26 protein-coding genes are annotated in these 26614 nt (G+C 48.9%); 13 read left to right on the top strand and 13 right to left on the bottom strand.

Annotated elements, in window-relative coordinates; all coding sequences use genetic code 11:
• Positions 1-9 precede the first annotated feature (9 nt).
• Genes pcaF through pcaC form a run of 4 tightly spaced genes read left to right on the top strand, consistent with a single transcriptional unit; the run spans position 10 to position 3720 of the window.
• Positions 10-1212 carry a 3-oxoadipyl-CoA thiolase gene (gene pcaF, locus IX31_RS03325; RefSeq protein ID WP_034455740.1) on the top strand — a complete coding sequence of 401 codons (1203 nt, stop codon included), beginning with the start codon at positions 10-12 and terminating at the stop codon, positions 1210-1212.
• A 9-nt stretch (positions 1213-1221) separates the two neighbouring features.
• Positions 1222-2577: a 3-carboxy-cis,cis-muconate cycloisomerase gene (locus IX31_RS03320; RefSeq protein WP_034455739.1), complete on the top strand. Its 1356-nt coding sequence runs from the start codon at positions 1222-1224 to the stop codon at positions 2575-2577.
• Positions 2574-3332 carry a 3-oxoadipate enol-lactonase gene (pcaD, locus tag IX31_RS03315; RefSeq protein WP_034455738.1) on the top strand — a complete coding sequence of 253 codons (759 nt, stop codon included), beginning with the start codon at positions 2574-2576 and terminating at the stop codon, positions 3330-3332. The genes IX31_RS03320 and pcaD overlap by 4 nt, the downstream gene beginning before the upstream one ends.
• A 1-nt stretch (position 3333) precedes the next feature.
• A complete protein-coding gene (pcaC, locus tag IX31_RS03310; protein ID WP_034455737.1) occupies positions 3334-3720 on the top strand; it encodes a 4-carboxymuconolactone decarboxylase in 387 nt (128 codons plus the stop codon).
• 85 nt (positions 3721-3805) lie between these two features.
• Here pcaC and pcaQ read toward each other — a convergent pair whose 3' ends face one another.
• The 3 genes from pcaQ to pcaH all read right to left on the bottom strand — a co-directional run bounded on the left by pcaQ (position 3806) and on the right by pcaH (position 6450).
• Positions 3806-4729 (bottom strand): pca operon transcription factor PcaQ, encoded by a 924-nt coding sequence (pcaQ, locus tag IX31_RS03305; protein WP_034455736.1) that lies wholly within the window; start codon positions 4727-4729, stop codon positions 3806-3808.
• A gap of 363 nt (positions 4730-5092) precedes the next feature.
• Complete coding sequence (pcaG, locus tag IX31_RS03300) at positions 5093-5713, bottom strand: protocatechuate 3,4-dioxygenase subunit alpha (RefSeq protein ID WP_034455735.1); 621 nt, start codon at positions 5711-5713, stop codon at positions 5093-5095.
• Positions 5713-6450, bottom strand: a complete 738-nt coding sequence (gene pcaH, locus IX31_RS03295; RefSeq protein ID WP_034455734.1) for a protocatechuate 3,4-dioxygenase subunit beta — start codon at positions 6448-6450, stop codon at positions 5713-5715. Before pcaH ends, pcaG begins: the two co-directional genes overlap by 1 nt.
• A 254-nt stretch (positions 6451-6704) precedes the next feature.
• On the opposite strand from pcaH, the gene hglS reads away from it, so the two are divergent.
• Positions 6705-8048, top strand: coding sequence for a 2-oxoadipate dioxygenase/decarboxylase HglS (gene hglS, locus IX31_RS03290; protein WP_034455733.1), 1344 nt, complete (start codon positions 6705-6707; stop codon positions 8046-8048).
• 73 nt (positions 8049-8121) lie between these two features.
• Here the strand turns inward: hglS and ompC are convergent, their stop codons facing one another.
• Positions 8122-9252, bottom strand: coding sequence for a porin OmpC (gene ompC, locus IX31_RS03285; protein WP_034455732.1), 1131 nt, complete (start codon positions 9250-9252; stop codon positions 8122-8124).
• 429 nt (positions 9253-9681) lie between these two features.
• Positions 9682-10542, bottom strand: coding sequence for a LysR substrate-binding domain-containing protein (locus IX31_RS03280; RefSeq protein WP_034455731.1), 861 nt, complete (start codon positions 10540-10542; stop codon positions 9682-9684).
• A gap of 120 nt (positions 10543-10662) precedes the next feature.
• Between IX31_RS03280 and IX31_RS03275 the strand changes: the two genes are divergently transcribed.
• The 3 genes from IX31_RS03275 (at position 10663) to IX31_RS03265 (ending at position 14508) form a co-directional block, all read left to right on the top strand.
• Positions 10663-11832 (top strand): pyridoxal phosphate-dependent aminotransferase, encoded by a 1170-nt coding sequence (locus tag IX31_RS03275; RefSeq protein WP_034455730.1) that lies wholly within the window; start codon positions 10663-10665, stop codon positions 11830-11832.
• A 12-nt stretch (positions 11833-11844) separates the two neighbouring features.
• Positions 11845-12621 (top strand): transporter substrate-binding domain-containing protein, encoded by a 777-nt coding sequence (locus IX31_RS03270; RefSeq protein ID WP_034455729.1) that lies wholly within the window; start codon positions 11845-11847, stop codon positions 12619-12621.
• A 231-nt stretch (positions 12622-12852) separates the two neighbouring features.
• On the top strand, positions 12853-14508 hold the full coding sequence (locus IX31_RS03265; protein ID WP_034455728.1) for a glucan biosynthesis protein D: 1656 nt from the start codon (positions 12853-12855) through the stop codon (positions 14506-14508).
• A gap of 86 nt (positions 14509-14594) precedes the next feature.
• On the opposite strand, the gene IX31_RS03260 is transcribed toward IX31_RS03265, so the two are convergent.
• From IX31_RS03260 to hpxO, 3 genes are all read right to left on the bottom strand, one after another.
• Positions 14595-14957: a type II toxin-antitoxin system HicB family antitoxin gene (locus tag IX31_RS03260; protein WP_034455727.1), complete on the bottom strand. Its 363-nt coding sequence runs from the start codon at positions 14955-14957 to the stop codon at positions 14595-14597.
• Positions 14954-15229, bottom strand: coding sequence for a type II toxin-antitoxin system HicA family toxin (locus tag IX31_RS03255; protein ID WP_034455726.1), 276 nt, complete (start codon positions 15227-15229; stop codon positions 14954-14956). The genes IX31_RS03260 and IX31_RS03255 overlap by 4 nt, the downstream gene beginning before the upstream one ends.
• Positions 15230-15344: 115 nt before the next feature.
• Positions 15345-16502: an FAD-dependent urate hydroxylase HpxO gene (gene hpxO / locus IX31_RS03250; protein WP_034455725.1), complete on the bottom strand. Its 1158-nt coding sequence runs from the start codon at positions 16500-16502 to the stop codon at positions 15345-15347.
• A 176-nt stretch (positions 16503-16678) separates the two neighbouring features.
• Here hpxO and rimL point away from each other — a divergent pair, with 176 nt between their 5' ends.
• Positions 16679-17233: a 50S ribosomal protein L7/L12-serine acetyltransferase gene (rimL, locus tag IX31_RS03245; RefSeq protein WP_034455724.1), complete on the top strand. Its 555-nt coding sequence runs from the start codon at positions 16679-16681 to the stop codon at positions 17231-17233.
• Between the two features lie 11 nt (positions 17234-17244).
• Here rimL and ydcK read toward each other — a convergent pair whose 3' ends face one another.
• Positions 17245-18177 (bottom strand): YdcK family protein, encoded by a 933-nt coding sequence (ydcK, locus tag IX31_RS03240; RefSeq protein WP_338390761.1) that lies wholly within the window; start codon positions 18175-18177, stop codon positions 17245-17247.
• A gap of 111 nt (positions 18178-18288) precedes the next feature.
• Here ydcK and tehA point away from each other — a divergent pair, with 111 nt between their 5' ends.
• Both tehA and tehB read left to right on the top strand, forming a co-directional pair.
• Entirely contained in the window at positions 18289-19278 is a 990-nt protein-coding gene (tehA, locus tag IX31_RS03235; RefSeq protein ID WP_034455722.1) for a dicarboxylate transporter/tellurite-resistance protein TehA, read from the top strand.
• On the top strand, positions 19279-19866 hold the full coding sequence (gene tehB / locus IX31_RS03230) for a tellurite resistance methyltransferase TehB (protein ID WP_034455721.1): 588 nt from the start codon (positions 19279-19281) through the stop codon (positions 19864-19866).
• Here tehB and IX31_RS03225 read toward each other — a convergent pair.
• A complete protein-coding gene (locus IX31_RS03225) occupies positions 19863-20255 on the bottom strand; it encodes a hypothetical protein (RefSeq protein WP_034455720.1) in 393 nt (130 codons plus the stop codon). The two genes, tehB and IX31_RS03225, sit on opposite strands and share 4 nt — an antisense overlap.
• Before the next feature lie 198 nt (positions 20256-20453).
• Here IX31_RS03225 and IX31_RS03220 point away from each other — a divergent pair, with 198 nt between their 5' ends.
• A complete protein-coding gene (locus IX31_RS03220) occupies positions 20454-21116 on the top strand; it encodes a DUF3313 domain-containing protein (protein ID WP_034455719.1) in 663 nt (220 codons plus the stop codon).
• A 46-nt stretch (positions 21117-21162) separates the two neighbouring features.
• Here the strand turns inward: IX31_RS03220 and IX31_RS03215 are convergent, their stop codons facing one another.
• On the bottom strand, positions 21163-22068 hold the full coding sequence (locus IX31_RS03215; protein ID WP_034455718.1) for a DMT family transporter: 906 nt from the start codon (positions 22066-22068) through the stop codon (positions 21163-21165).
• Positions 22069-22246: 178 nt separating this feature from the next.
• Here IX31_RS03215 and IX31_RS03210 point away from each other — a divergent pair, with 178 nt between their 5' ends.
• On the top strand, positions 22247-23119 hold the full coding sequence (locus IX31_RS03210) for an AraC family transcriptional regulator (RefSeq protein ID WP_198528553.1): 873 nt from the start codon (positions 22247-22249) through the stop codon (positions 23117-23119).
• On the opposite strand, the gene IX31_RS03205 is transcribed toward IX31_RS03210, so the two are convergent.
• Positions 23093-24265, bottom strand: coding sequence for a benzoate/H(+) symporter BenE family transporter (locus IX31_RS03205; RefSeq protein WP_034455716.1), 1173 nt, complete (start codon positions 24263-24265; stop codon positions 23093-23095). The genes IX31_RS03210 and IX31_RS03205 overlap by 27 nt on opposite strands.
• Positions 24266-24422: 157 nt before the next feature.
• Positions 24423-26375, bottom strand: coding sequence for a putative bifunctional diguanylate cyclase/phosphodiesterase (locus tag IX31_RS03200; protein ID WP_034455715.1), 1953 nt, complete (start codon positions 26373-26375; stop codon positions 24423-24425).
• Positions 26376-26614: the final 239 nt, after the last annotated feature.

The following is a 26614-nucleotide window of genomic DNA, read 5'->3' as shown; positions in this document are numbered from 1 at the left end:
GGAACTATGATGAATCAAGCATTTATCTGTGATGGAGTGCGTACTCCGTTCGGTCGTTTTGGTGGCACACTGTCCACTGTTCGTAGCGATGATTTAGCCGCACTGCCGCTGAAAGCCCTCATCGCACGCCACCCAAATCTCGACTGGTCGGCGATTGATGATGTGATTTACGGCTGTGCAAACCAGGCGGGGGAAGATAACCGCAACGTAGCGCGTATGGCGCTGTTGCTGGCAGGAATGCCGGAAACTGTTCCGGGCAGCACCATCAACCGTTTGTGTGGTTCAAGCCTTGATGCGCTGGGTGTTGCGGCAAGGGCTATCAAAAGCGGTGAAACGCAGCTGATGATTGCCGGTGGCGTAGAAAGCATGTCGCGTGCACCGTTTGTGATGGGCAAAGCGGAAAGTGCCTTTAGCCGCAATATGAAAATGGAAGACACCACCATTGGCTGGCGTTTTATCAACCCGCTAATGAAAGCGCAGTATGGCGTGGATGCAATGCCAGAAACGGCAGAAAACGTGGCGACTGACTTTAATATTAACCGTGAGGATCAGGACGGCTTTGCCTTACGTAGTCAGTTACGCACCGCTCGAGCCCAGGAAATGGGTATTTTTGATGATGAACTCATTCCCGTTTCCATCGCCCAGCGCAAAGGCGAAGCGCTCCTGTTTACCCGCGACGAACATCCGCGTTCTACGTCCATTGAGTCGTTGGCAAAGCTTAAAGGCGTGGTGCGTGCAGAGGGCACCGTTACAGCCGGGAACGCATCGGGTGTTAATGACGGTGCATGCGCTTTGCTGCTCGCCAGCGAACAGGCACTCAACACTCACGGTTTGCAGCCGCTGGCGCGTGTCGTCGGCGTGGCAACCGCAGGCGTTGCGCCACGGATTATGGGCTTTGGCCCGGCTCCGGCAGTGCGCAAAGTGCTGGCGCAAACTGGGTTAACGCTCGCACAGATGGATGTGATTGAATTAAATGAAGCCTTTGCCGCACAGGCACTGGCGGTGATGCGCGACCTTGGCCTGCCGGATGACGCAGAGCATGTGAATCCTAACGGCGGCGCCATTGCGCTTGGGCATCCGCTTGGAGCATCCGGTGGGCGTCTGGCTATGACTGCCGCGTATCAACTCAAGCGCAGCGGCGGGCGTTACGCGCTTTGTACCATGTGTATTGGTGTTGGTCAGGGGATTGCACTGATTATTGAACGCGTTTAAGGAGCTGGCATGACACTGTTTACCCCAATGTTGCGTGCATCACCGCTAACTGAAATTTTCAGCGATGAAAACACGTTACAAGGGATGTTGGATTTTGAAGCAGCACTGGCACAGGCCTGTGCGCAATGCGGCGTGATCCCGGCGTCCGCGGTGAACATTATTTCCGGGCAGTGTCAGGCCACAAAACTCAATAGTGAAGCCTTAGCACAAGCGGCGGCAGGCGCTGGAAATCTGGCGATCCCATTGGTGAAACAGCTCACCGCCAACGTAAAACAGCAAGATGAACAGGCCGCGCGTTACGTTCACTGGGGAGCAACCAGTCAGGATGTGATTGACACGGGTCTGGTGCTGCAACTGCGCACTGCATTTGAAGCCTCTGAATTGCTGCTCGGCCAGTTGATCGATGTTTTAGCCGCGCAAGTCCAACAACACCAGCATAGCGTGATGCCAGGCCGCACCTGGATGCAGCACGCATTGCCGATTACTTTTGGTCTTAAACTGGCAGGAACGCTTGATGCACTGTTGCGCTGGCAGCAGCGTTTGTATGAATTAAAACCGCGTGTTTTGGTGCTGCAATTCGGCGGAGCTGCGGGCACGTTGGCATCGCTTAAAGATCAGGGCATTCCTGTGGCGCAAGTGTTGGCAAACATCCTGGCGCTAAATCCGTCCGATACTCCGTGGCATAGCCAGCGCGACAGATTACTTGAGGCTGCCACATGGTTTTCCGGCGTCAGCAGCACACTCGGCAAATTCGCCAACGATTTTTCATTACTGATGCAAACCGAAGTTGCAGAAGTGGGTGAACCGGTTGCTGAAGGGCGTGGTAGCTCATCCACCATGCCCCATAAACGAAATCCGGTGAGTTGTGCCGCTATTCTGACTGCCACCATGCGTATTCCGGGGATGATGGCAACGCTGTACGCCAGCCAGAATCAGCAACATGAAAGGGCGCTCGGCGGCTGGCAGGCGGAATGGGAAACCCTGCCACAGCTTGTGATGCTGACGGGGGGGGTGATGCAAACCACGCTCGAATTGCTGACCGGTATGCAGGTTCATACCGCGAAAATGCGTACGAACCTGGATATCACTCACGGCTTGATTATGGCGGAGTCGGTCACGCTGGCGCTGGCGAAGTTCATCGGAAAACAGGCTGCTCACCATCTGGTGGAGCAACTTTGTCATCGCGCACTCGATGAAAACCAACCGCTTGCGACGCTACTTGCACAACATCCTGATGTCAGTGCCCATCTTTCAACGACACAAATCGAACATTTGCTCGACCCGCAACACGCCATTGGCAGTAATGATCATTTCATCAACCAGGTTCTGGCGCGGGCGACACAACAAACCAGGAGGGTAAAATGAGCCTTTATTATCAACTGGAAGGGCCAGCTGGCGCGCCAGTGGTAGTGCTATCTAATTCATTGGGTACCACGTTTGAGATGTGGCAGCCGCAAATGGCGGCATTGCGCGAAAACTTTCGCGTGTTGTGTTACGACACGCATGGTCACGGGCGTACAACGAAAAACGAGAAAACAACACTGCCACAACTGGCGGAAGATGTTATCAGCGTGATGGACGATGCGGGCGTTAAGCAGGCGCATTTCTGCGGGATTTCAATGGGAGGGTTAACAGGCCTTTGGCTGGCGCGTTTTGCACCAGAGCGTTTTCTTTCGGTTACCGTCGCCAACAGTGCCGCGAAAATTGGCGAACAAAGCGGTTGGCTGGATCGCGCTCGCACTGTTCGCCACGAAGGGATGTCGGCGATTGCCAAAAGCGCACCGTCACGCTGGTTTACTGATGATTTTGTTAAGCACCATCATGAGCAAGTCGATGCGTTATGTGCAACCCTGGCGCAGACCAGTGCCGAAGGTTATGCCGCCTGTTGTGAAGCACTGGCAGCGGCAGATTTACGTGCGGAAATTGGCAGCATCACATTACCGATGCAGTTTATCGCCGGAGCTAACGACCCGGTTTGTACCATAGCTGACAGTGAGTTTATGCATCAGCAGGTGCGCGGTTCGCATCTCGTTACGCTCAAGGCTTCACACCTCTCCAGCATTGAAGATGCGCACGGTTTCAACGTCGCGCTGCTTAACTTTATTCAACAGGGCGACTGAGATGAAGGACGAAGAACATTACCAGCAAGGGATGGACGTGCGCCGGGCAGTGCTGGGTGATAAACATGTCGATCGTACATTGTCGCAACTTACGCCGCTTAATGAGGAGTTCCAGAACTTCATTACGCGCTATGCATGGGGGGACATCTGGACACGCCCAGGACTTGAGCGCCACACGCGTAGCATGATAACCATCGCCATGTTGATTGCGCTTAACCGTGAGGCTGAGCTGAAAATGCACCTGCGAGCGGCGTTTAACAACGGCGTGACGCGTGATGAATTAAAAGAGTTGATCATGCATTCGGCGCTGTACTGCGGTTTACCCGCCGCCAACGCCACTATGCATCTTGCACAACAGGTGTTTGATGAGATGGATGCAGCGGGTTAATTAATGTCGGATGACGCTGACGCGTATCCGACCTACGAAAACGGTGTTGTAGGGTGGATACGCCGCGGGCGTTATCCACCATTATTCAACCCGGAATCGACTTCCGAATCGAAGCCAGCAGAATTTGTGCACTCGCCGAAAGCGGCGTATCAACGCGAGTCAAAATACCAATCGGCTCACCAGCACCTTGTGTTGCCACCGGCAACGAGGTCAACGTTCCCTGGCGTAAATCTTCTTTCACTGCGCCAGATGGCACAAACCACACGTAGTTATAATCCACGGTCAACTGGCGAGAAAGAGAGGCGGAAAGCGTTTCGACGCAGCCTGCAGGCATTTTACAGCCCTGGCTTGAAAGCAGCGATTCAGCATTCTGGCGTGGAATCGTCCCTTTTGGCGACACCACCACCGGCCACTCCATCACGCGGCTTAGCGTGATGTTTTCATGCAGTAGTGGGTGCCCTGGACGAACCACCAGTTTTAACGATTCCAGAAATAACAGTTCATAGTTAAGCCCGGTCATCAATTCAGGATCGGACATTCGGCCAATGCCTAAATCCAGCTCACCAGATTTTAAACCTGATAGCAGCATGGTGTTATTCATGGTGGCGACTTGCAGCGTAACGTCACTTTGCTGCTTGTGAAACTGGCCGATAACCTTTGGTAATATGCCAAGAGCTGCCGTCGGTAACGCACCAACACGGATAACCGTCGTGTTTTGCCCATCTTTTTGATTAAGCGATTGCCCTGCGTGATTGAGCGCATCGAGCACCTTTACCGCGTGCGTCAGAAACTGCTCACCCATCAGCGTCATTTGTGCGCCAAGACGCCCACGCTCAAATAAACGCGTGCCGGTTAGCTGCTCTAATTCATTAAGTGTTTTCGATAATGCAGGCTGGCTAAGATTAAGTGTTTCAGCTGCGCGCCCCAGAGTTCCCTGTTGAGCGACAGCCACGAAAGTATGAAGATGGCGCAAGCGAATGCGCTGACTAAACAAACCGTTTTTTTCCATAACCTGATGTTAAAAACAGACCCGTAGCGCTGACAAGATAAGTTGTTTGATTTTGATAACTTGCTAGCAAAATTTCATTAACATAAATCGATAATTGATAACAATTGGTGAGGGAAGGTTAATTTAAATTGATGATTCGGGTTAGGCGAGATTTTATTGGAAGTGGGTGGGGTTCCAATAAATATAGAGCAATTGTAGGTTTTCCGTTCACACCTAATTTCTGCGTTCGTGGAAACACTTGTTAACGGTGAACGTGTCGGGGGATTACGGTAGCCCCCCTTGTTTCGTTCACCGTTTCGGTGATTACAGGGATCACTGAACGTTCAGTGAATGGAAAATGTCAGGCCCGCCCCAGGCGAACAACTAAACATCAAAAAACACTGTTTCCTTCTCACCCTGAAGATAAATATCAAACGTATACACCACATCATTGCCACGCTTCTCGCGCTTGCCAATTAGCGTATTACGTCGAACTTCCCACTCGATGAGATTGAGTACCGGGTCGGCTTCATTTGCTGCCTGCTCATCGGAAAAATACATCCGCGTATTCAGGCCGATATTAATTCCGCGCGCCACAATCCACAGATTCAGATGCGGGGCCATCACGCGCCCATCTCGTCCAGTGACAGCACCGGGTTTGATGGTTTCAAAACGCCATACGCCGCTGTCAAAATCTGAACAAGTACGTCCCCAGCCCCGGAAATCCTCATCCAGTTGTTTCTCTGTTTGCTGATCCGCAGGATGGTTATAACGCCCGGCGGCGTTGGCTTGCCACACTTCAAGCAACACATCGCGCACCAGAGTACCAGAGCCATCAAACACGCGTCCTTCAACGATAATGCGCTCGCCATAAGTATGGGAGTTAGTCAGCACATGGCTAAAGTTTTTCTCGAAAATGTTAAAACCGGCAGCTTGCGGAGCCAGGCCGATGTGCACATACGGGCCGGCTGTTTGCGATGCGGTTTCCGCTAAATAATCTTTCATTACACGGCTCCTTGAGTGCGGTTTTCAAACAGCGTGGCGCGTTGGCCGCGTAACACCAAATCAAAGCGGTAGGCCAGGCAATCGAGCGGCACAGCTGCGTGCGTGTCCAGTTCGGCAATCAGTGTACGAATGGCGTCGTCGTTATTAATGGTTTTCACAATCGGGCACTGTTTAATCAGTGGATCGCCCTCGAAATACATCTGCGTGATTAAGCGTTGCGCGAATGAGTCACCGGAAAGCGAAAAGTGGATGTGGGAAGGGCGCCAGTCACTGGCCTGGTTACGCCATGGATAGGGGCCTGGCTTGATGGTGCGGAAAAAGTAATAGCCATTTTCATCGGTCAAGACGCGCCCGCAGCCACCAAAATTTGGGTCGATAGGGGCCAGATATTTGTCTTTCTTGTGGCGGTAACGCCCGCCCGCATTGGCCTGCCACACTTCAACCAGCGTATTTTTCATTGGACGGCCGAATCCGTCGCGAACATAACCATGCACAATAATGCGTTCACCAATAGGCAAGCCGTCTTTGGCGTAATTCATGATCAGATCGTTATCAAGGGGGTCGAGATCTTTTGCACCAAAGATAGGCCCGGTAATCTCAGACAATGAGTTCTGCAAAGAGATCAGCGCATTGCGTGGTGAGCGTAACACGCTGGTTTTATACCCCGGCGCGAAAGCCGGAGGATGGGAATCGTAGTCGCGATGTACAAGCTCACGAGGTTGCCAAATTTGTGACATAGCCAGCTCCAGTTGTGGGATACAGGAGACGATGTATTTTAATTTTAACTATCGCCAGCCACAGTCTCGGTTAATGGCATGTTAAATTAAAGTGAATTTAAAGGCTGGTTTATATAACCTTAAGCTATGAAATAATCAGTAAACATTACTTATGATGTATGGCTGTATAGTCGATCACAAAACGAAAATTCTTCGCCCAAAACTCCCGCGCAACATTCTACGCTTTCAGCAATATTCACTGGAGATACGACATCATGGCGAACAACATCACGGCTGATGATATTCGGGAAAAATTTTCGCACGCAATGTCGGCGATGTACCAGCAAGAGGTGCCTCAGTACGGAACCTTGTTAGAGTTAGTCGCCGATGTAAATCTGGCGGTGTTGGAAAATAACCCCGATCTGCAACAGCAATTAGAAAATGCCGATGAACTGGCGCGCCTGAATGTAGAGCGCCATGGCGCAATACGAGTGGGTAAAGCGGAGGAGTTGGCGACCTTACGTCGCGTTTTTGCGGTAATGGGGATGTATCCAGTCGGCTATTATGACCTTTCGCAAGCGGGCGTCCCGGTACATTCCACCGCGTTTCGTCCGATTGATGATGCGGCGCTGGCGCGTAATCCGTTCCGTATTTTTACCTCGTTGCTGCGCCTTGAGTTAATCGACGATGTGCAACTGCGTAAAACTGCGGCAGCTATTCTCGCAGAACGCGATATTTTCACCCCTCGTTGTCGAGCGTTGCTGGATATTTACGATCAGCAGGGAGCTTTTAACGAAGAGCAGGCCGACGAGTTTGTGAGTCAGGCGCTGGAAACGTTCCGTTGGCATAGTCATGCTACGGTCGATGCGCAAACTTACCAGGCGTTTCACCAGCAGCATCGTCTGATTGCCGATGTGGTCTGCTTCCGTGGTTGCCATATCAACCACCTGACACCACGGACGCTGGATATCGACCGGGTTCAGGCGTTGATGCCTGAATATGGCATCGCGCCAAAAGCGATAATCGAAGGCCCGCCACGCCGTAATTTCCCTATTCTTTTGCGTCAGACCAGCTTTAAAGCATTGGAAGAACCAATTATTTTTGCCGGCGTCCATCACGGTACGCATACTGCCCGCTTCGGGGAAATCGAGCAGCGCGGTGTGGCGTTAACGCCAAAAGGGCGTGCGCTATACGATGAGTTGCTAAATGAAGCTGGTAATGGGCAGGATAATTTCAGCCATCAGCAGCATTTACAGGAAGTATTCAGCCGCTTGCCTGACAGTGAAACGCTTATGCGCTGCCAGGATCTGGCTTATTTCCGCTATCGTTTAACACCTGTGGGTGAAATGCACCGTCAGGCGATTAAACCCGGTGATGACCCGCAGTCATTGATCGAACGAGGTTGGCTGGTGGCGCAGCCGATTATTTATGAAGATTTTCTTCCAGTAAGTGCTGCGGGAATTTTCCAGTCGAATCTGGGGAGTGAAAGCGGGGCACGAAGCCATGGCCACTCTAGCCGCCAGGAATTTGAACAAGCACTCGGCGCGCCGGTAGCAAATGAGTTTGAGTTGTACCAACAGGCATCTGACCGCAGTAAACGGCGTTGCGGATTGTTGTAAAACTATTTAAATAATTTGGATAGTTAATAACAGGCCCGCAAATTAAATGCGGGCCTGTTAATTCAGATTCTAATCAGAACTGGTAAACCAGACCTAAAGCAACGATATCATCGGTAGAGATGCCGTTGTCTTTATAGAAGCTGTCATTTTCGTCCAGCAGGTTGATTTTATAATCAACATAGGTGGACATATTTTTATTGAAGTAATAGGTCGCGCCAATATCTGCATATTTGACCAGGTCTTTATCACCGGTCACGGAGCTATTATTTGTTGCGGTAAGGTCTTTGCCTTTAGACATCAGGAAAGAAACAGCAGGACGAAGACCGAAGTCGAACTGATATTGTGCAGTGACTTCAAAGTTCTGAGTTTTATTTGCCACACCGTTGCTATCGCCATATGACGTCATATTACGGGTTTCAGAATACATGGTCGCCAGATAGATGTTATTAGCATCGTATTTCAGGCCCGCAGTCCAGGCGTCCGCTTTGTCTCCCTGCGCATTAGTCTGTGTTTGTTGATCATTACTACGGTCAGATGAGGCGTAAGCTGCGCCTGCGCTGAAGCCCATGCCCAGATCGTAAGTGGTTGATAAACCCCAGCCGTCGCCATTTTCGTTGCGAACGTCGTTATCATCGTTACGATTTGCGGTTCCTTCCTGGGTATTGGTGGAATTTTCATTCGCCCCCTGGTACTGAGCGGCGATATTCAGGCCGTCAACCAGGCCGAAGAAATCGGTATTACGGTAAGTTGCCACGCCGTTGGCACGGTTGGTCATGAAGTTATCAGCCTGGCTGTAGGAGTCACCGCCGAATTCTGGCAGCATATCTGTCCAGCCTTCAACGTCATACAGCACACCGTAATTGCGGCCGTAATCAAATGAACCGTAGTCACCGAATTTCAGACCAGCGAAAGCAAGACGAGTCCATGACTGGTCACCGCTGCTTTCCGTGTTATTTGCCTGAACGTTATATTCCCACTGTCCATAACCGGTCAGCATATCGTTGATCTGAGTTTCACCTTTGAAACCCAGACGCACATAAGTTTGATCGCCATCTTTATTGGCATCGTCAGAGAAATAGTGCAGGCCATCAACTTTACCGTACAGGTCAAGCTTGTTGCCATCCTTGTTATAAACTTCTGCCGCATGAAGAGAACCCGCAGCCAATAATGCCGGGATTAGAATTGCCAATGTTTTTCTAAACATGAGAACACCCTCTGATGAGTATATTATTATCCATTAATTGTTCACTAATCGTACGAGACGACAAGTGAGTCAATCCTACTCATTAAGTTCAGTTATGCTCACAGGATAAATGTAACCAAAATGGATGTTATAATTCAAAACGATACAATAGAAATGAGCATTCGCTTCATGAATATATTCGCTTCAATCATTCTTAATTTGCATTTTAACTCACCTTAATTAATTGATAGCGTGAAGAGGTGCGTTATATGCCAATAGCGTCCGTTATATGCCAATACTGTTAATCATTTAATTTAATCTGTCTTTTTTTATCATTAGAAATGCCTTTAGCCTGGATTTATCCAGGCTTTTTTTTACCCATTATAAAATATTTCGTGATCTGTATCTCTTATTTGACGGTTACATTTGGGGGTGGGGAAGAATGTGATCTTACTCGCGTAAAGTCAGCAAACTCTCCTTAAAAGCCTCAAGTGCAGGACTTTCCTCGCTGCCAGATCGCAAAGCCAGATGGTAACTGGCTCCCGTTTTTACCTCGTTGGTAAACGGCTGAACCAGGCGCCCGCGGCGTAAATCTTCGGCCACCAGCGTGGCATCGGCAATCGCAATGCCAAACCCCTGAATCGCGGCACTGATCGCTAAATCCATGGTATCGAAGTGTTGATTTTTATTCATGGCAGGCGCGATGGCGGTATTTTGCGCAAGCCAGAGTGTCCAGTCGGTGCGGTCGGGCGTTGGATGCAAAAAGGTAAAACGACTTAGATCTTGTGTGGTTAATACACCTTCCGGCAACAGGTGCTGGCTCAAGACCGGCGTAAGTCGCTCCTCAAATAGCAACACGCCACTACTACCTTGTTGACCAAAAATAATCGCGGCATCAAAAGGTTCGTTTTTGAAATTCACGCCGTGTTCCACGGTCGTGGTTAATGCAACCTGAATCTCGGGCGATACACTTTCCAGTTGTACAAGTTTCGGCACCAGCCAGCGCATGGCGCAGGTCGGGGCTTTCAGGCGGATAACGCTGGACTTATGGCAGGCATTGCTTGCCACATTGAGTAAGTGTTCAAAAGCATGTTGTAACTCCGGGAGCAGGGCAGAACCTTGCGGGGTGAGATGCAAGCCACGGGCATGGCGGTCAAACAACGCATAGCCAAGCCACTCTTCGAGCGTCGAGATTTTACGACTGACAGCACCTTGTGTCAGACAGAGTTCTTTTGCCGCGCGAGTCAGATTCAGATGTTTGGCCGTTACCAGGAAAGCATCAACAGTATTAAGGGGGAAGTTGCGCCGCATTCGATTGCTCTCCGCTGAGCTATGAGTTTTTTGCATGGCTATTATGACAACAATTCGGTTGTAGTAGCAACCTGTTGCATATTGAATAGTTATGCAAATCGCGTTTTAACAGGAGAGGCCATGACTATGCGAACCCCGGTGCAATTTCGTTCAAAATTACCGGATGTTGGAACCACTATTTTTACCGTTATTGGTCAACTCTCGGCGCAACATAACGCCATTAACCTTTCTCAGGGCGCACCAAACTTTTCACCTGACCCCAAGCTGATTGCCGGTGTCACCAAAGCGATGCAGGATAACCATAACCAATACGCATCGATGACGGGTTTCAGGCCGTTAAAAACCCTGATTGCAGAAAAAGTTGCCACGCTGTACGGCTCAACGTATGACGTTGATGACGAAATTTTAATAACTGCCAGTGCCAGCGAAGGGCTTTACTCTGCCATCAGTGGGTTAGTGCATCCTGGCGATGAAGTGATTTACTTCGAACCTTCTTTTGATAGCTACGCGCCTATTGTTCGCCTGCAAGGTGCAACACCAGTAGCGTTGAAACTGGCGTTGCCAGATTTCACCGTCAATTGGGATGAAGTGCGCGCGGCAATTACCCCTCGTACCCGTATGATCATCGTTAACACACCTCACAACCCAAGTGGGCAAGTGTTTAGCGCGCATGATCTGGAACTGCTGGCCGAGCTGACGCGTAATACCGACATCATTATTTTGTCCGATGAAGTCTACGAACACATCGTGTTTGATGGCGAGCGTCATCACGGTATGGCAACACATCCGGCGCTGGCTGAACGCAGCGTTATCGTTTCGTCATTCGGTAAAACCTTCCACGTTACCGGTTGGCGGGTAGGCTACTGCCTGGCTCCGGCAGAATTGATGACTGAAATCTGCAAAGTGCATCAGTTTTTAATGTTCTCAGCCGATACCCCTATGCAATATGCCTTTGCTGAATATATGGCGAACCCAGATACTTATCTTTCACTGGCGGCGTTTTACCAACGCAAACGCGATTTAATGCAGACCTTGTTGGCTGAGTCTCCGTTTAAATTGCTGCCAAGTGCAGGGTCTTTCTTCCTGCTGGCGAAGTTCGATCATTTCACCGATGAATCAGACAGCGAATTAGTAAAACGTTTAATTACGCAATACGGTGTGGCGACCATTCCGCTCTCCGCGTTTTATACCGACGGGACAGACAACAAATTGATTCGTTTGTCATTTGCTAAAGATGAAGCTACGTTACGTGCGGGTGCTCAGGCACTTTGCCAGGTTAAGCCACGCTGATACGAGGTCATAATGAAAAAAGTTTATGCGTTAAGTTTGTTGGTTGGGATGTGTGCGTCATTCTCGGCATTCGCAGCAACCGAACTGCGCTACGGCGTGGAAGCTGAGTATCCGCCGTTTGAAAGCCGTAACTCAGCGGGCGAACTGGAAGGGTTTGATATCGATTTAGGCAACGCGATTTGTAAAGCGGCAAGCCTGAAATGTTCATGGGTAGAAACGTCATTTGATGCGCTGATTCCAGGGCTGATGGCGAAGAAATTCGATGCGATTAACTCCGCAATGAATATCACCGAGCAGCGCCGCAAAAGCATCGACTTTACCCAGCCAATTTACCGTATTCCATCACAACTGGTCGGCAAAGCCGACAGCGGAATGGAAGCAACGCCTGCCGGGTTGAAAGGCAAAACTATCGGCGTGTTGCAAGGTTCCATTCAGGAAACTTATGCGAAAGAGCACTGGGAAAAAGAAGGCGTAACAGTGGTTTCTTATAAAGACCAAAATATGGCGTGGGGCGATTTGCTCAATGGCCGTATCGATGCGTCTTTGGTGATGTCAGCAGCAGGCCAGGCAGGCTTCCTGAGCAAGCCGCAGGGTAAAGGTTTTGGCTTTATCGGCAAGCCGGTGAGCGACGATACAATTCTGGGTAGTGGGATTGGCTATGGGTTGCGTAAAGGCGATGAAGCAACCAAAAAACAGCTTGATGCCGCTATTGATAAAGTGCGTGCTGATGGCACGATTACTGCACTTGCCAGAAAGTATTTCCCTGGTATCGATGTAGCCGTCAAATAACTGTTCTCCAGGTCGGATTAGCGTAGCGACATCCGACCCTGCCTGTGTAAATGGTGGATGGCGCATTCGCTTATCCACCCTACAAACTCCATCCTACAAATTTTGCGTAAAGGTCTGTGTCTCTGATTGGTTTTTCAGTGATTTTTGTCTAGAGTGTGCGGTCTAGATTTTGCCGTTGTTCTGCCTCTCGTGGGACGAAACACATCGACAATGAAGGACAATTTTTCAGGCATGAACCGCAGACGTTTTATCAAAGCCTCAATGGCTCTCGCCGCAGTCAGCGGCACAACTTCAATTGCCACGCTCTTCTCACGTGCGGCTTACGCAGCAGAGTCTGAAATTGCCGATGGTCGCACCACCGCATTCGATTTTTCTGTGCTCCAGTCAATGGCCCATGATTTGTCGAAGAAACCATGGGTTGGCAAACCGCGTCCGTTGCCGGACACACTGGCAAACTTAACTCCACAGGCTTACAACGCGATTCAGTATGATGCTGAACACTCGCTGTGGAATAACATTGAAAACCGCCAACTTGACGTGCAGTTCTTCCACGTTGGTATGGGTTTCCGCCGTCGTGTACGCATGTTCTCCGTTGATTCAGCCAGCCATCAGGCACGTGAAATCCACTTCCGCCCTGAGCTGTTTAACTACAACGATGCCGGTGTTGATACCAAACAACTCGAAGGTCAGATTGATCTTGGCTTTGCCGGGTTTAAAGCCTTTAAAGCCCCCGAACTGGCACGCCGCGACGTGGTTTCGTTCCTGGGCGCCAGCTATTTCCGTGCAGTAGATAACACCTACCAATACGGGCTTTCTGCCCGTGGTCTGGCGGTTAACACCTATACCGATCAGTTGGAAGAGTTCCCGGACTTTACCTCTTTCTGGTTTGAAACCGCGAAAGCGGGTGACACGAAGTTTGTGGTCTACGCATTGTTAGATAGCGCAAGCGTCACCGGGGCATACAAATTTACAATCAGTTGTGAAGCTGAGCGTGTGGTGATGGATGTCGATAACCACCTGTATGCTCGTGAAGATATTAAGCAATTGGGCATCGCACCGATGACCAGTATGTTTGCCTGCGGCACTAACGAACGCCGTATGTGCGACACCATTCACCCACAAATTCATGACTCCGACCGCCTGGCGATGTGGCGTGGAAACGGTGAGTGGGTTACGCGTCCGCTTAATAACCCACAGAAATTACAGTTCAACGCCTATACCGATAACAACCCAAAAGGCTTTGGTCTGCTGCAACTCGACCACGAGTTTGCTAACTATCAGGACATCATGGGTTGGTATAACAAGCGCCCAAGCCTGTGGGTTGAGCCACTGAACAAATGGGGCAAAGGCACTATTGGGCTGATGGAGATCCCGACTACGGGTGAAACGCTCGATAACATCGTCTGCTTCTGGCAGCCGGAAAAACCGGTGAAAGCTGGTGATGAGCTGGAGTTTAAATACCGTTTGTACTGGAGTGGATTGCCGCCGATTCAGTCGCCACTGGCGCGTGTTTACGCAACCCGTACCGGTATGGGCAGCTTCCCGGAAGGTTGGGCTCCTGGCGAGCATTTCCCTGAAAAATGGTCACGCCGTTTCGCCATTGATTTTATCGGTGGAGATTTGAAGGCTGCGGCACCGAAAGGTATCGAACCGGTTATCACGCTTTCTAACGGTGAAGCCAGACAGATTGAGATTTTGTATGTCGAGCCATTCGATGGCTACCGTATCCTGTTTGACTGGTATCCAACAGACGACTCTACCGATCCGGTAGATATGCGAATGTTCCTGCGCTGCCAGGGCGATGCCATCAGTGAAACCTGGCTGTATCATTACTTCCCGCCAGCACCGGATAAACGCAAATACGTTGATGACCGCGTAATGAAATAGACCTGAAGGCCCCGCAAATGCGGGGTTTTTTTGCGCTATAAACGGTGGGTTAGTTCTACCCCATCCGACAAAAGCCGTTCTGTCGGCTACTTCAACTTCATCTGCTTGCTGAGCATTTCAACAATATAGCTATTTACCGACATGCGTTTTTCGGCGGCGGCAATCGCTAAACGCTCACCGAAAGACTCCGGGTAGCGCAGAGTAAAAGTTTTTATCTTCTCTTCGCGCTCATAGGGTTCAATCCCTCGTGATCTGCAATCAGCAAGATACTCATTTAGCGAAATCTCACCTTCCTGCATTAGCCCTTTGGCACTGTCTGCAACAAAATCACAGTAACCTGAAAGGCCTAAAAATTTACCGCGAAACAGGTTAATTTCAGGAATCCAGGTGATCAGCGCTGGTTGGCCGCAAATTACCATAGTGTTTGGAATTGAGTGTGAATCCGTCATGGTGTTACTCCAATACTTTCAAACCATTCTCGTAAATTGACGATGGCACCTTTGTCTGTATCAGGGGACGGGTGGGGACGGTGAAAGCGCGCAATACTACCGTTCAATAAAAAGCGTACTCGCGATCCGTTGCCACTACTGACCTCGCCACCTAACGCTACTATCAGCATTTCCACATCCTGCCATTTGATATTGCTCGCCGTGGGTTTACTAAAAACTTGCTTTAACGTGCCCTGGTGTTTATTTCGCAGAGTGTCCTTGCCATATCCCATGAATCCTTCCGTGATATCAAATTATGAAGTCATGCTAGCATATAAAAAAATGACGTCAATTTCTGACGTCATTTCTGGAACATCCTTCAGGATTTGAATGAAAGATTGTGCAACGTTACTCGAGCGGCCCACCGAGAATGGTTTCGCGCATTCCGGAAAGTACCCGTTCGCCAGTTTCAACTTTCAGTTCTTCATACCAGCTATGCGTGATGGTCATATCTTTGCCATGGGTCACATCGCAGCGTTTGCGCGCCTTGAGCACCAGATCTTTTACGCGGTACGCGCGTTTCCCCTGATAGCGCAGCAATGCATCCTCCACGCCAAGAGAGTTAGTTTGCAGTGCAACAGCCAATACAACGGCGTCTTCCATGGCAGCGCACCCACCCTGGCCGATGTCCGGCGTTGTGCTGTGGCCGGCGTCACCAAGCAGTGCAACACGACCACGAACTAGTTGCATAAATGGCTCTATATCATGAATTTCTATGCGATTTGTAGTGTCAGGATTAATGGTGGAAATCAGTTTTTGCACCGGTTCTGCCCAGCCAGCAAAGTAACGGGTTAAATCGGCTTTTACTGTGCTGCGATCCTCCGGCAGTCCTTTTTCTAATGGCACATCAAAGAAGAAGTAAAAACGATTTCCCGCAACAGGCATCAGCGACACGCGTTTGCCTTCTCCGACGAAAGTCGTCCACTGGTTGGCTGGTGCAATAGTTTCATCAATTTCGACCAGACCATTCCAGTTAACGTAACCGGCATAACGGCGCTCTGTCTGGTGGCCGAGCACATAGGGGCGAATCACTGAATGGGTGCCATCAGCGGCGATTAACACATCACCAACGGCGACGTGGCCATCGTCAAAATATGCCCGCACGCCACCGTCAAACTCTTCGATACGCGCCACGCGCTTACCAAACTGAATATCGGCGCGCCCATAATTATCAATCAGCATCTCTTGCAGTTCAGCGCGCGCGACCGGATAGGGGCGCTCGCCAACACTTTGAATTAAAGGATCGAGACTAAAGCGCGTCATGGTTTGGCCGTGGACAAATTCTTTGTAGGCCATAAATTCCATCGGCCCACCCAATTGCTGGAGCTGTTCTTTCATGCCGAGCCAGTTTAGGCACTTCACGCCATTTGGCCAAATCGAAATCGCCGCACCAACCGGTTTGATTTCTTTGACCGCTTCATAGACTTCCGTTGTAATGCCACATCTTTTCAGGGCAATTGCCGCCGAGAGTCCACCAATGCCGCCGCCAATTATGATCGCTTTCATCTGAGTCTCCTTTGGGTTACAAAGATGTTAAGCAATATCTATACCAGCATGTGAAGCAGCCCGGCAGCGGTTCGAGGCGAGCGTGAAACTGATTTGTGCATTGGTGGGGATCGTCTGTGGTGCAATCTATTTTTCTGCACCATTATTTTCCACAGATAAAAAGAAGGAGAGGGTGCGTGCGCGATTCTGATAACTGGCAAGACGACGTGATTAATATTGATGACCACATAACGCTTCATTCAATCAATGAACGTTATGTGGATGAGATTTTTGCTTTGGTGCAAAAGAACAAAGCCTGGTTACAAACAGCGATGGACTGGCCGCGGTTCGTGTTGTCAGTTGAGGACTCGCGCAAAATGGCGCAGGGCAACTATATCCTCCATCATCGTGGTTACGCGAAAATGTTCCTGATTTTCCGGGATAAAAAAATGGTGGGGGTATTCTCGTTTAACCAGATAGAGCCGACCAATAAAACTGCCTATATCGGTTACTGGCTGGATAAGGATGCTCTCGGGGCGGGGATTATTTCGCGAGCGTTAGACGCGGTCATTCATAAGTACGCTCGTGAAGGGTTGGCCCGCCGCTTTGTGATCAAGTGTATTGTCAGTAATGTCGCCAGTAATCAGGTGGCCTTGCGTAATGGTTTCATGCTTGAAGGGCGCCTGAAACAAGCTGAGTTTTTAAATGGCGAGTTTCACGATCAGAACATTTATGCGCGGATTATTGGTTAACCCAACACTTCTTAAAACACGCCATAAAACGGTGAGCGAGTCACACGCTGCTCGCCGTTAATATCCTTAATGCCACGAATATGAATGAGCTCTCCGTCCAGGCCATCAACCGCCGCTTTATCGTAGATCTGCACATTATTCTCTATCAGAACATTGCCGGTGACGCGCGCCTGGCCGTAAATCTGCACCTGGTTATCTAATTGGATAGGGCCGCCAATGAGTGTTGCATCATCGAAGATATGCACATTGTGTTTTAGCAAACAATCGCCCTCAATAAGCGCATTGCCATAGACCTGCGAGGAGTAGCGGATGGTTGGGATTTGGTCCTCACCGCGCCCTGCTATAATCCGCGCATTATCAAAAACTCGAGCGCAGTCGCAGACCCAGATATTGTTCTCGTCATTGCCTTCAAGAATTGCCTGCCCGAATACTTCAGCGCGGTGTTCAATAAAGGCATTATTCACCACCGCGTTCCCAAAGATCTGTGCCTGATGAACCACGCGGGATGCGTTTACCGTAGCGTTGCCATAAATTTGCAGCACTTTATCGTTGTCGGCGGTCAGTCCACGAACCGCAATCACCTGGCTGCCGTTAACAATGCGCGCGGCATCGTAAATACGGCATTCACCGCTAACCAGTGATTCTTTAACGATGCTTCTTCCGCTGATATGTGCCATGTGGCAGAGGGTAGAATTACCATGAATTTGTGCATCATCATTAACACTTGAACCACCGTATACCTTGCACTCGCTGCCATAAATCCAGCAGTTCCCATGTTGGCTAAGGTTATCTTCGTTTTCAATCCAGCCGCCCAGTTGCCCGGTTTTGATGTTACTGAAATCGCATAGGGCTATGACTTGCCAGAGTTTTACCTGCTGTTTTTTTCCATCGACCAGATAATCATGAAGCTGCCAATCGCCCGTTAACTGATACTTGTTCATCATTTTCGCCTTAGTGTTCTTTCTGTTTAAAACTTAGCAGGTAAATCCTCAGATGGCGTTCTTCGGTGCAATCACATAAAATGCATCTCAAATACATTTTAAGTTTTAAACGAAATGAATAAATCAGTAACGCGAACCATGCTTAATCTGCCAGCTGGGTACTTCGGTATGGTACTCGGGACCATCGGAATGGGTTTTGCCTGGCGCTATGCTGCCACGATTTGGCCAGTATCACCGGTGATTGGTGAAGCGTTTGAGAGCCTGGCGATTGTTATCTGGCTCACTCTGGCGCTGGCTTTTATCGTGCGCCTGGTGAAATTCCCGCAAACGGTTATCGACGAGGTTCGACATCCGTTAAAGGGCAGTTTTGTGAGCCTTTTCCCTGCGACAACGATGTTAGTTTCCATCGCCATAGTCCCGTTTATTCGACCGCTTGCCGTGGGTATGTTTGTTTTTGGTGCGACAGTGCAGTTAGCGTATGCCGCCTGGCAGAGTGCCGGGTTGTGGCGTGGCAGCCACCCGCATACCGATACCACACCAGGGCTATATTTGCCGACTGTTGCCAATAATTTTATTAGCGCGATGGCCTGCGGCGCACTTGGCTTCCACGACCTCGGTATTTTGTTTTTCGGTGCGGGCGTATTTTCCTGGTTAAGCCTGGAACCGGCGATTTTGTATCGGTTACGCAGCGCTGGTGAGCTCCCGGAATCCACAAGAACTTCACTTGGTATCCAACTCGCACCTGCGCTGGTTGCTTGTAATGCTTATTTAAGTGTTAACGGTGGGCAACCTGATTTCTTTGCCAAAATGCTGTTTGGCTACGGGCTGCTGCAATTACTGTTTATGTTGCGCCTGATGCCCTGGTATTTGATGCAGCCCTTCAATGCCTCGTTCTGGAGCTTCTCGTTCGGTATTTCAGCACTTGCTGCCACGGCACTTCATCTGGGCATGGGGAGTAACGACGGGCTGTTTACTGCGCTCGCGGTACCGCTTTTTATCTTCACTAATTTCATTATTGGCCTGCTGCTGGTGCGCACAGTAATCCTGCTTTATCAGGGTAAATTACTGCTGCGTGCCGAACGGCCTGCAACAAGGAAAAACTAAATGCTTTCTGAAAATCATTACACCGAGAAATATGGCTTAACGGCAACCCATTCTGATGTGGTGAATGCGGCGACGATAGTACCGCCGGGTAAAACGTTGGATCTTGGCTGCGGTAGTGGGCGCAACAGCCTGTATCTGAATCAAAAAGGTTTTGATGTTACCGCCTGGGATAAAAACCAGATGAGCATCAGTAATGTGAACAGAATTATTGAGGCGGAAGGGCTAAAAAATATCACCACCGATGTTGTTGACCTCAACACATTAACCTTTGATGGCGAATACGATTTTATTCTTTCGACAGTGGTGATGATGTTTTTAGAACGCAACATGATCCCCGGTCTTATCGCTAACATGCAGCGCTGCACCAATGTGGGCGGCTATAACCTGATTGTTGCAGCGATGGATACCGAAGATTTCCCTTGCACCGTCGGTTTCCCATTTGCCTTTACAGAAGGTGAGTTGCGTAATTATTACGCCGGTTGGGAATTGATTAAATACAATGAAGACATCGGCCAGTTACATAAAACCGACGCTGAAGGTAACCGTATTAAATTGCGCTTCGCGACTATACTGGCACGTAAAATTTAAGCAGCAGGCCAGGCGCGGTTTTGCAACACCACGCGGTAACCATCGTTATCGACAAACGTGCGCCCGGCGATATCCCAGTACGGATTAAAACTGTTAATGGTTAAAAAGCCTGCATTCAGCATTTGCTGGCAGGTTTTTTGCCATTGAATGTTATCTGGATAGTACAATACTAACAGGTCATCAACCGTTGCGGCAGGTTCTACCGGGTGGCGGTGGCAAATAGTAAACTCCAGATGCCAGCTTAAATCATCACGCCCCAGCATCACTCCGCTAAAACCGTCGTGTTCGCTAAAATTACCGAGTTCCTGCAAATCTAATCCCTGGCAATACATCTCTTTGCTTTGAACAAGATCGGTCACCGGACGAGCAATACGCAGATGCGGAATCATAATCACTCCATATTTTTTATGTATGCAAGGTTATCTTATATACGAAAAACCATATGATTTGAGCGAAATAATAAGCATGTTAAGAAGAAATTTCGCGCATGTTATCTGAGTTTTGAAAAATAGCATTTATAACTTCATGCGCATTCCAATTTTTTTGCTATAACTGAAAGGCTTACATGCAATTTACAGGGATAAAATATGCGCACTTCTTTATGTGTTAAAGCCGCCTGCCTAACAGGCTTATTAGCCTTGGCCGGCTGTTCCTCGTCTGTAACCGCTCCAGAGAAATATTCCGGTTTTTTAAAAGATTATTCCGGTCTTCAGGAAACAAAATCCCCATCTGGAAAAACCATTTTACGTTGGGTTGATCCAGGCTTTAAAAGCAGCAACTACGACAAGCTTATATACAATCCGTTGACGTACTATCCGGTGCCGAAACCGACTACCCAACTGGGTGCTCAGACACTGGATAAAATTCTTGTGTACGCTAATCAACAGTTGAAAGCGAGTGCCGAGAAGCGCATCCAACTGGTCAGCAAGCCTGGTCCGCGTACTTTGATTTTCCATGGTGCAATTACGGGCGTAGACAGCAGCAAACAAGGTTTGCAGTTCTATGAAGTGATTCCAGTGGCAATGATTGTTGCGGGTACTGAAGCCGCAACAGGCCACCGTACAATGGAAACAAATCTTTATTTTGAAGGGGAGCTTGTTGACTCCTCAACTAATAAAGTCGTGATGAAAGTCGTTCGTAAAGGTGAAGGTAAAACGGTAAGTAATGAAAATACACCGATTACCGTAGATTCGTTGAAATCAGTGATTGATGACATGGCGACAGACGCATCCATGTTTGAAGTCAAATAACACGCTATTACACAGAAAAAGGGAGCTATGCTCCCTTTTTTACCTCTTATGCTGCCCGCTTGCGCCAGGGTAGTGCAGTAAACATCCCCGGTTTTGAAAACATCACCAGATTGCCCAGCAAGATCATGATAAGCCCGATAATGGCATTGCTATGCCAGACATACCCTTCATAAATCGTTGAGAGACTGAGCGCCACCAGAGGGAAAAGCAACGTGCTATAAGCTGCCTGGCTTGCACCGATACGCCCAACCAGGGTGAAATATGCACCAAAGGCGATAACCGAACCGAAGATTGCCAGATAGAACAGCGATCCGAGATAGCGCAGTGTAAATTCTGGCATAAACGAATCGCCGCGCACCAATGCCAGTACACCCATAATGATGGTGCCGTAAAACATGGCATAAGTGTTGGTGGAAAGCGTCTCTAGTCCACGACGCTGGTGGCGGGTACTGATCATATTGCCGAGTGAGAACCCGTAAGTGCCCAGTGCGCTCAAGCCGATTCCCAACAGTAGAGAAGGGGCAAGTTGTGTCGCGACCAAATCATGCCAGAACAGCGCAACAACCCCGGCAATGCCAAGTACTGCGGCCGGTAGCAAATTTTTGTGTGGGCGCTGACGGAAGAAAACCATGCTGTTAACCGCATTAAACAACACGGCCATAGAGAATATCACCGACTCCAACCCCGAGCTGATATATGCCGCGGCATGATAAAAACAGAAGAAGTTAAAACCAAAAACACATCCGCCTTGTAGCATGCAGAACAGATGGTCACGTAAGCTGATACGGCGTAAACGTCCCAACGCCAACAGCACCACCAACATCACGATAGCTGCTACGGCAAAACGCCAGAAAATAGATACTGGCACCGACACCACACCTTGCTGCATGTAAATTGCAAGCCAGGTTGTCCCCCAAATCACTACCACCGAAATATAAAGCAATGCATTCATTTTGTTATCTCCCCAACTGGTTAACGGGAGTATCCGGAAATTTACCGCTCGTTGCTTTCACCAGCTTGCGTGGCTTGCATATTCTTGCGGTTTTATTTGCAGAGTAGATTGTTAATGGCTGGTAACGAGTGCTGGCACTACATACACTGTCAGTCCCGAACTTTGATGGTAATAAGTTATGACCCTGCCGTATCACGCATTCGAAAATCTTCGCCAGCATAATGCCGTGCTGGAAGATAACGTGCAGCTGGGTTCCGGGATTCAATTGTCGGCCTGGTCAAATAGTCTCGACCGTGTGACGCAATGTAGCGATCACCATACGTTAAGCATGTATGTGAATGAAGGTTATGAAACCTACCAAAAAACCCATTCAGGTTGGAAAAATGGCGGTGGACCAGACCGATTCTGTCTGATGCCGAAAGATGGAGAAACCACCTGGGATATTCGCAACCATTTTTCATTTGTGCATCTGTATTGCACAGATGAACATTTGCGTCATATTGCGGAGCAGATCTGGGATCGCAGCCCGGCAGCACTTCAGCTTGATGAGAAAATCTTCAGCGAGGATCCGCGTATTACTCAGTTGTATCGCCACTTTCTACTCAGCAGTGACTGGCAACAGCAGGCGAACCATTTGATGTTGAGCACAGCATCTACATTGCTGTTGACCCACCTGGTGCAGACCTACAGCAACGTACAGTGGCGTTTACCCAATGTGCGTGGAGGCCTTGCACCCGCGGTGTTGCGAAATATTCAGGCATATATTGAACAGCACCTTAGTGAGCCACTAACACTGACTGAACTGGCACAGGAAGCAGGGCTCAGCGAGTTTCATTTTGCGCGGATGTTTAAGCAATCAACTCAGCTCGCACCTCATCAATTTGTGATGCAAAGGCGCATGTTACGCGCCGAAGTATTAGTAAAAAACAGCGCGCTATCGCTGACGGATATTGCGATGGCCTGCGGGTTTAGCTCCGCAAGCCATTTCAGTAACCGTTTTAAAGCGACAACAGGCGTGACACCGTCACAGCTTCGCGCGGCGGGTAAATGAGAACAACGCGTAACATATCCCGCCAGCCACCAGCCCCCAAAAAGCAGAACCAATCCCCAGCAAACTGACGCCAGATGCGGTGACCAGAAACGTGACGATAGCCGCATCACGCTCACGCTCGTGGTTTAATGCCTGATACAAACTTCCTGCAATGGTACTCAGCAACGCCAGACCTGCCAGCGTATGGATATAGGCGACAGGCAGAGCGGTGAGTAACGTGGTAATTGAGCCGCCAAAAATACCGGCAAGCAAATAAAACACGCCAGCCGCAGCGGCAGCAAGCCAGCGCTTCGACGGATCCGGATGCGCTTCAGAACTCTGGCAAATAGCGGCAGTGATCGCCGCAATACAAATAGAAAACACACCAAAAGGTGCCAATAGCAGAGCAATCGCAGCGGTGACGACAATCAATGGCGATACCGGAATCTCATAGCCCGAGGCTTTGAGTGTGGCAACGCCAGGTGCGTTTTGTGACGCCATGGTCACCAGGAAGAAAGGGATACCGATCCCTAACAGGCTCGATAGTGAAAAGTGTGGCGTGGTAAATTCTGGCATAACCATTGCGACCGGTACGCTGCCGTTTTGCAGGTTTCCACTCATGACGCAAACCAACAGGCCGACAATCATTGCTACCACAACGGCATAACGTGGAGCCCAGGTTTTTGCCAGTAACCAGCCGAGCAACATACTGGCACAGAGTAAGAAATTCTCCTGCAAAGAAGTAAATGCATCCAGGCCAAAGCGCAGCAGAATACCTGCCAGCATTGCAGCGGAAAGTGTTGGGGGGATAAGACGCATCAAACGGGCGAAGAGGCCGGTCACACCGCACAGCAGAATTAAAAATGAGGCGAAAATAAACACGCCGATAGCTTCATTGAGCGAATGGCCTGGCAAACTGGTCGCAAGCAGCGCCGCACCGGGAGTAGACCAGGCGGTGAGAATCGGTGTGCGATACCAAATGGTTAGCACGAGAGTACTAATCCCCATGCCTATCCCAAGCATTGTCAGCCAACCCGCGATTTGCAGCGTGTTAGCACCGGCTGATTCCGCAGCTTGCCAGATAATAGCCGCCGAACTGGCATAACCAACTAAAACAGCAACGAACCCGGCCAGAATCGTGGGCAATGGAATGGATATTGTGCGCATTTTTTCCCTTCATGGTTATAGCGTCGTCGAACTATAACATCACAAATCATTAACAACAGGCGTGATGATGTTGAAAACTCTGCAAGTTCACTTTCATGAAATGTTAGGTGAGGGCCAGAACAGGGGATTGCTCTCCGTGCGAAGAGCAATAAAAACCTTATGCGAATTCGCTACTGGATTCTTCTTCAACGGCGGTGCTGAGATAAGCAAACGCGTTTGCGCGCTCCAGAGGGCGCGAGAAGTAGTAACCCTGCATATAAGGGATGCCACATTTCTCAAGTAACTGACGTTGTTTTTCCGTTTCCACGCCTTCCGCGATCACACTGAAGTTGAGGCTGTTAGACATATTCATCATCGCCTGAACAATAGACAGGCCTTTTTGTTCGATATGCTGAATAAACGAACGGTCAATTTTGATGTAGTCAATATTCATATTCTGGATAACTGACAAACTAGAGTAGCCCGTCCCAAAATCATCTACTGAGAATTTCACGCCACATTGTTGTAGCTGACTCACCTTCTCATTAATCATCATTTGTTCAGACTGGAAGAGTGATTCAGTGACTTCCAGATGCAGTAAATGCCCCGGTATTGCATAGCGCTCAATAACCCGATTGACGTTATTGACGAACCCTTTGTCGTAAAACTGAATCAACGAGATATTCACGCACATGCAGATTTCCGCATTTGTTTTATGCATTTTCGCCAGTGTTTTACAGGCCTCTTCCAGTACCCAACTTCCCACTTGAACAATACGGCCGCTTTGTTCCATTAATGGGATAAATTCAACTGGCGAGATCTCCTGCTCCTGATAACGCCAGCGCATCAAGGCTTCAAAACTAACTATCTGGCCGGTGGCGTCGACAATTGGTTGATATACAAGACGGAACTCATCGCGCTCCAGAGCACCTTTTAGTGCTTCATTGAGCGTCATCTTGCGGCGCAGATTGTGTTCGAGTTCGAGGTTATAGAAAGCATAACGTTCAGGATATTTGCCTTTTTGCGAATACATGGCGATATCTGCAAGCTGAATCAGTCGCGTAATTGAGAAGTCATGCTCAGGACAAACTGAAATACCGATGGTTGCATTCAGGGCAATGGTTTGGTCATCAAGACGGATCGGTAGGGAGAGGCTGGCGATGATATTTTCAGCAAGTTCACTGGTAATAGCATGCGAACTTTCCTTAACCAACAGAATAAATTCATCACCACCCCAACGGCACATAAAGTTAACGTCACCGATAAAGCTCTTAAGTCTGGTACTTAATGCAATCAGTACTTTGTCGCCGACATTGTGACCGAGCGTATCATTAATATTTTTAAAACCATCGAGGTCGATAAAGAAGATGGAGAAACCTGTTATATGGTTTTGCTCAAATTCGCGCTCAATCCCTTCTACTGCCGATAAAAAAGCAGTGCGGTTATAGAGACCCGTGAGGGAGTCTATATTTGATATAACATAAACTTCCTGTGTTCTTTCTCGGATCGTCTCTTCCATGCTGGAAACAAGTTTTTTGTTTCGGTAACGTAACAAGATTGCTTCTTTAATATAATTGGCTGAGCGTGCAGAAGAGATAATCATGATTAAAGTAAAACAGATGCCCAGCCCGCCGAGATTATTTTTATATTGTTCTGGCTGCAGCATTAGCAATACAGACATCGGCATTAAAATAATAATGTTATAGAGCGCGGATAGCAGAAAACTTGCAGAGAGAATACTTGTCGCTCCCCCCGCCATGGCGGCAAGTATCACATTTGTAGAGCTAAGTTCTTCAACGGTAAATTGCGGGTAGAAAGTGACTGCATAGACGCTCCACAACATGGCAGTTATTAAACAGCCGATTGAAAAGCGCACCACCCAGTCCTTTCGGTCTTTAGATTTGGCGTCACTTTTTATCCACATATGGGTATCAATGAGTCGAATGGCCAGAACCAGAGTCATGAACAGCCACCAGGTCATTTTGGCGTAGAAATTATTATTGTCGATAAAAGTGAAGGCAAGAGTGGTAGACGCAATAAAAGTAATCAGAATGCCAGGTAATGAGTTGTTGTATAACAGCTTAACGCCTTCTGACTTATAAAGTCTTGAATGTTCTATGTTTATGGTCATTTCCCATCATCTTAACTGAGTCATTTAACTAGCTCCCACTTTAATAGGTCTAATATGATCACTCTTTGTAATTATTCCCGGTGGAAGTATAAATTAAAACATTTCGTAATACACCGTCTTTAGCTACCGCCAGCATTACTATCGGCCTATGTTGTTACGCCGTTTCATATGTGTTGGAAATTAATAAATTGAAGGTTGCTGGAGGTTTAATTTGCTCTTACCTTTGCAGATCTATGCTT

Source organism: Buttiauxella noackiae, assembly GCF_000737905.1.
Classification (GTDB): domain Bacteria; phylum Pseudomonadota; class Gammaproteobacteria; order Enterobacterales; family Enterobacteriaceae; genus Buttiauxella; species Buttiauxella noackiae.
The sequence above is the reverse complement of the archived record's forward strand: the minus strand, read 5'-3'. Positions and strand labels throughout refer to the sequence as shown.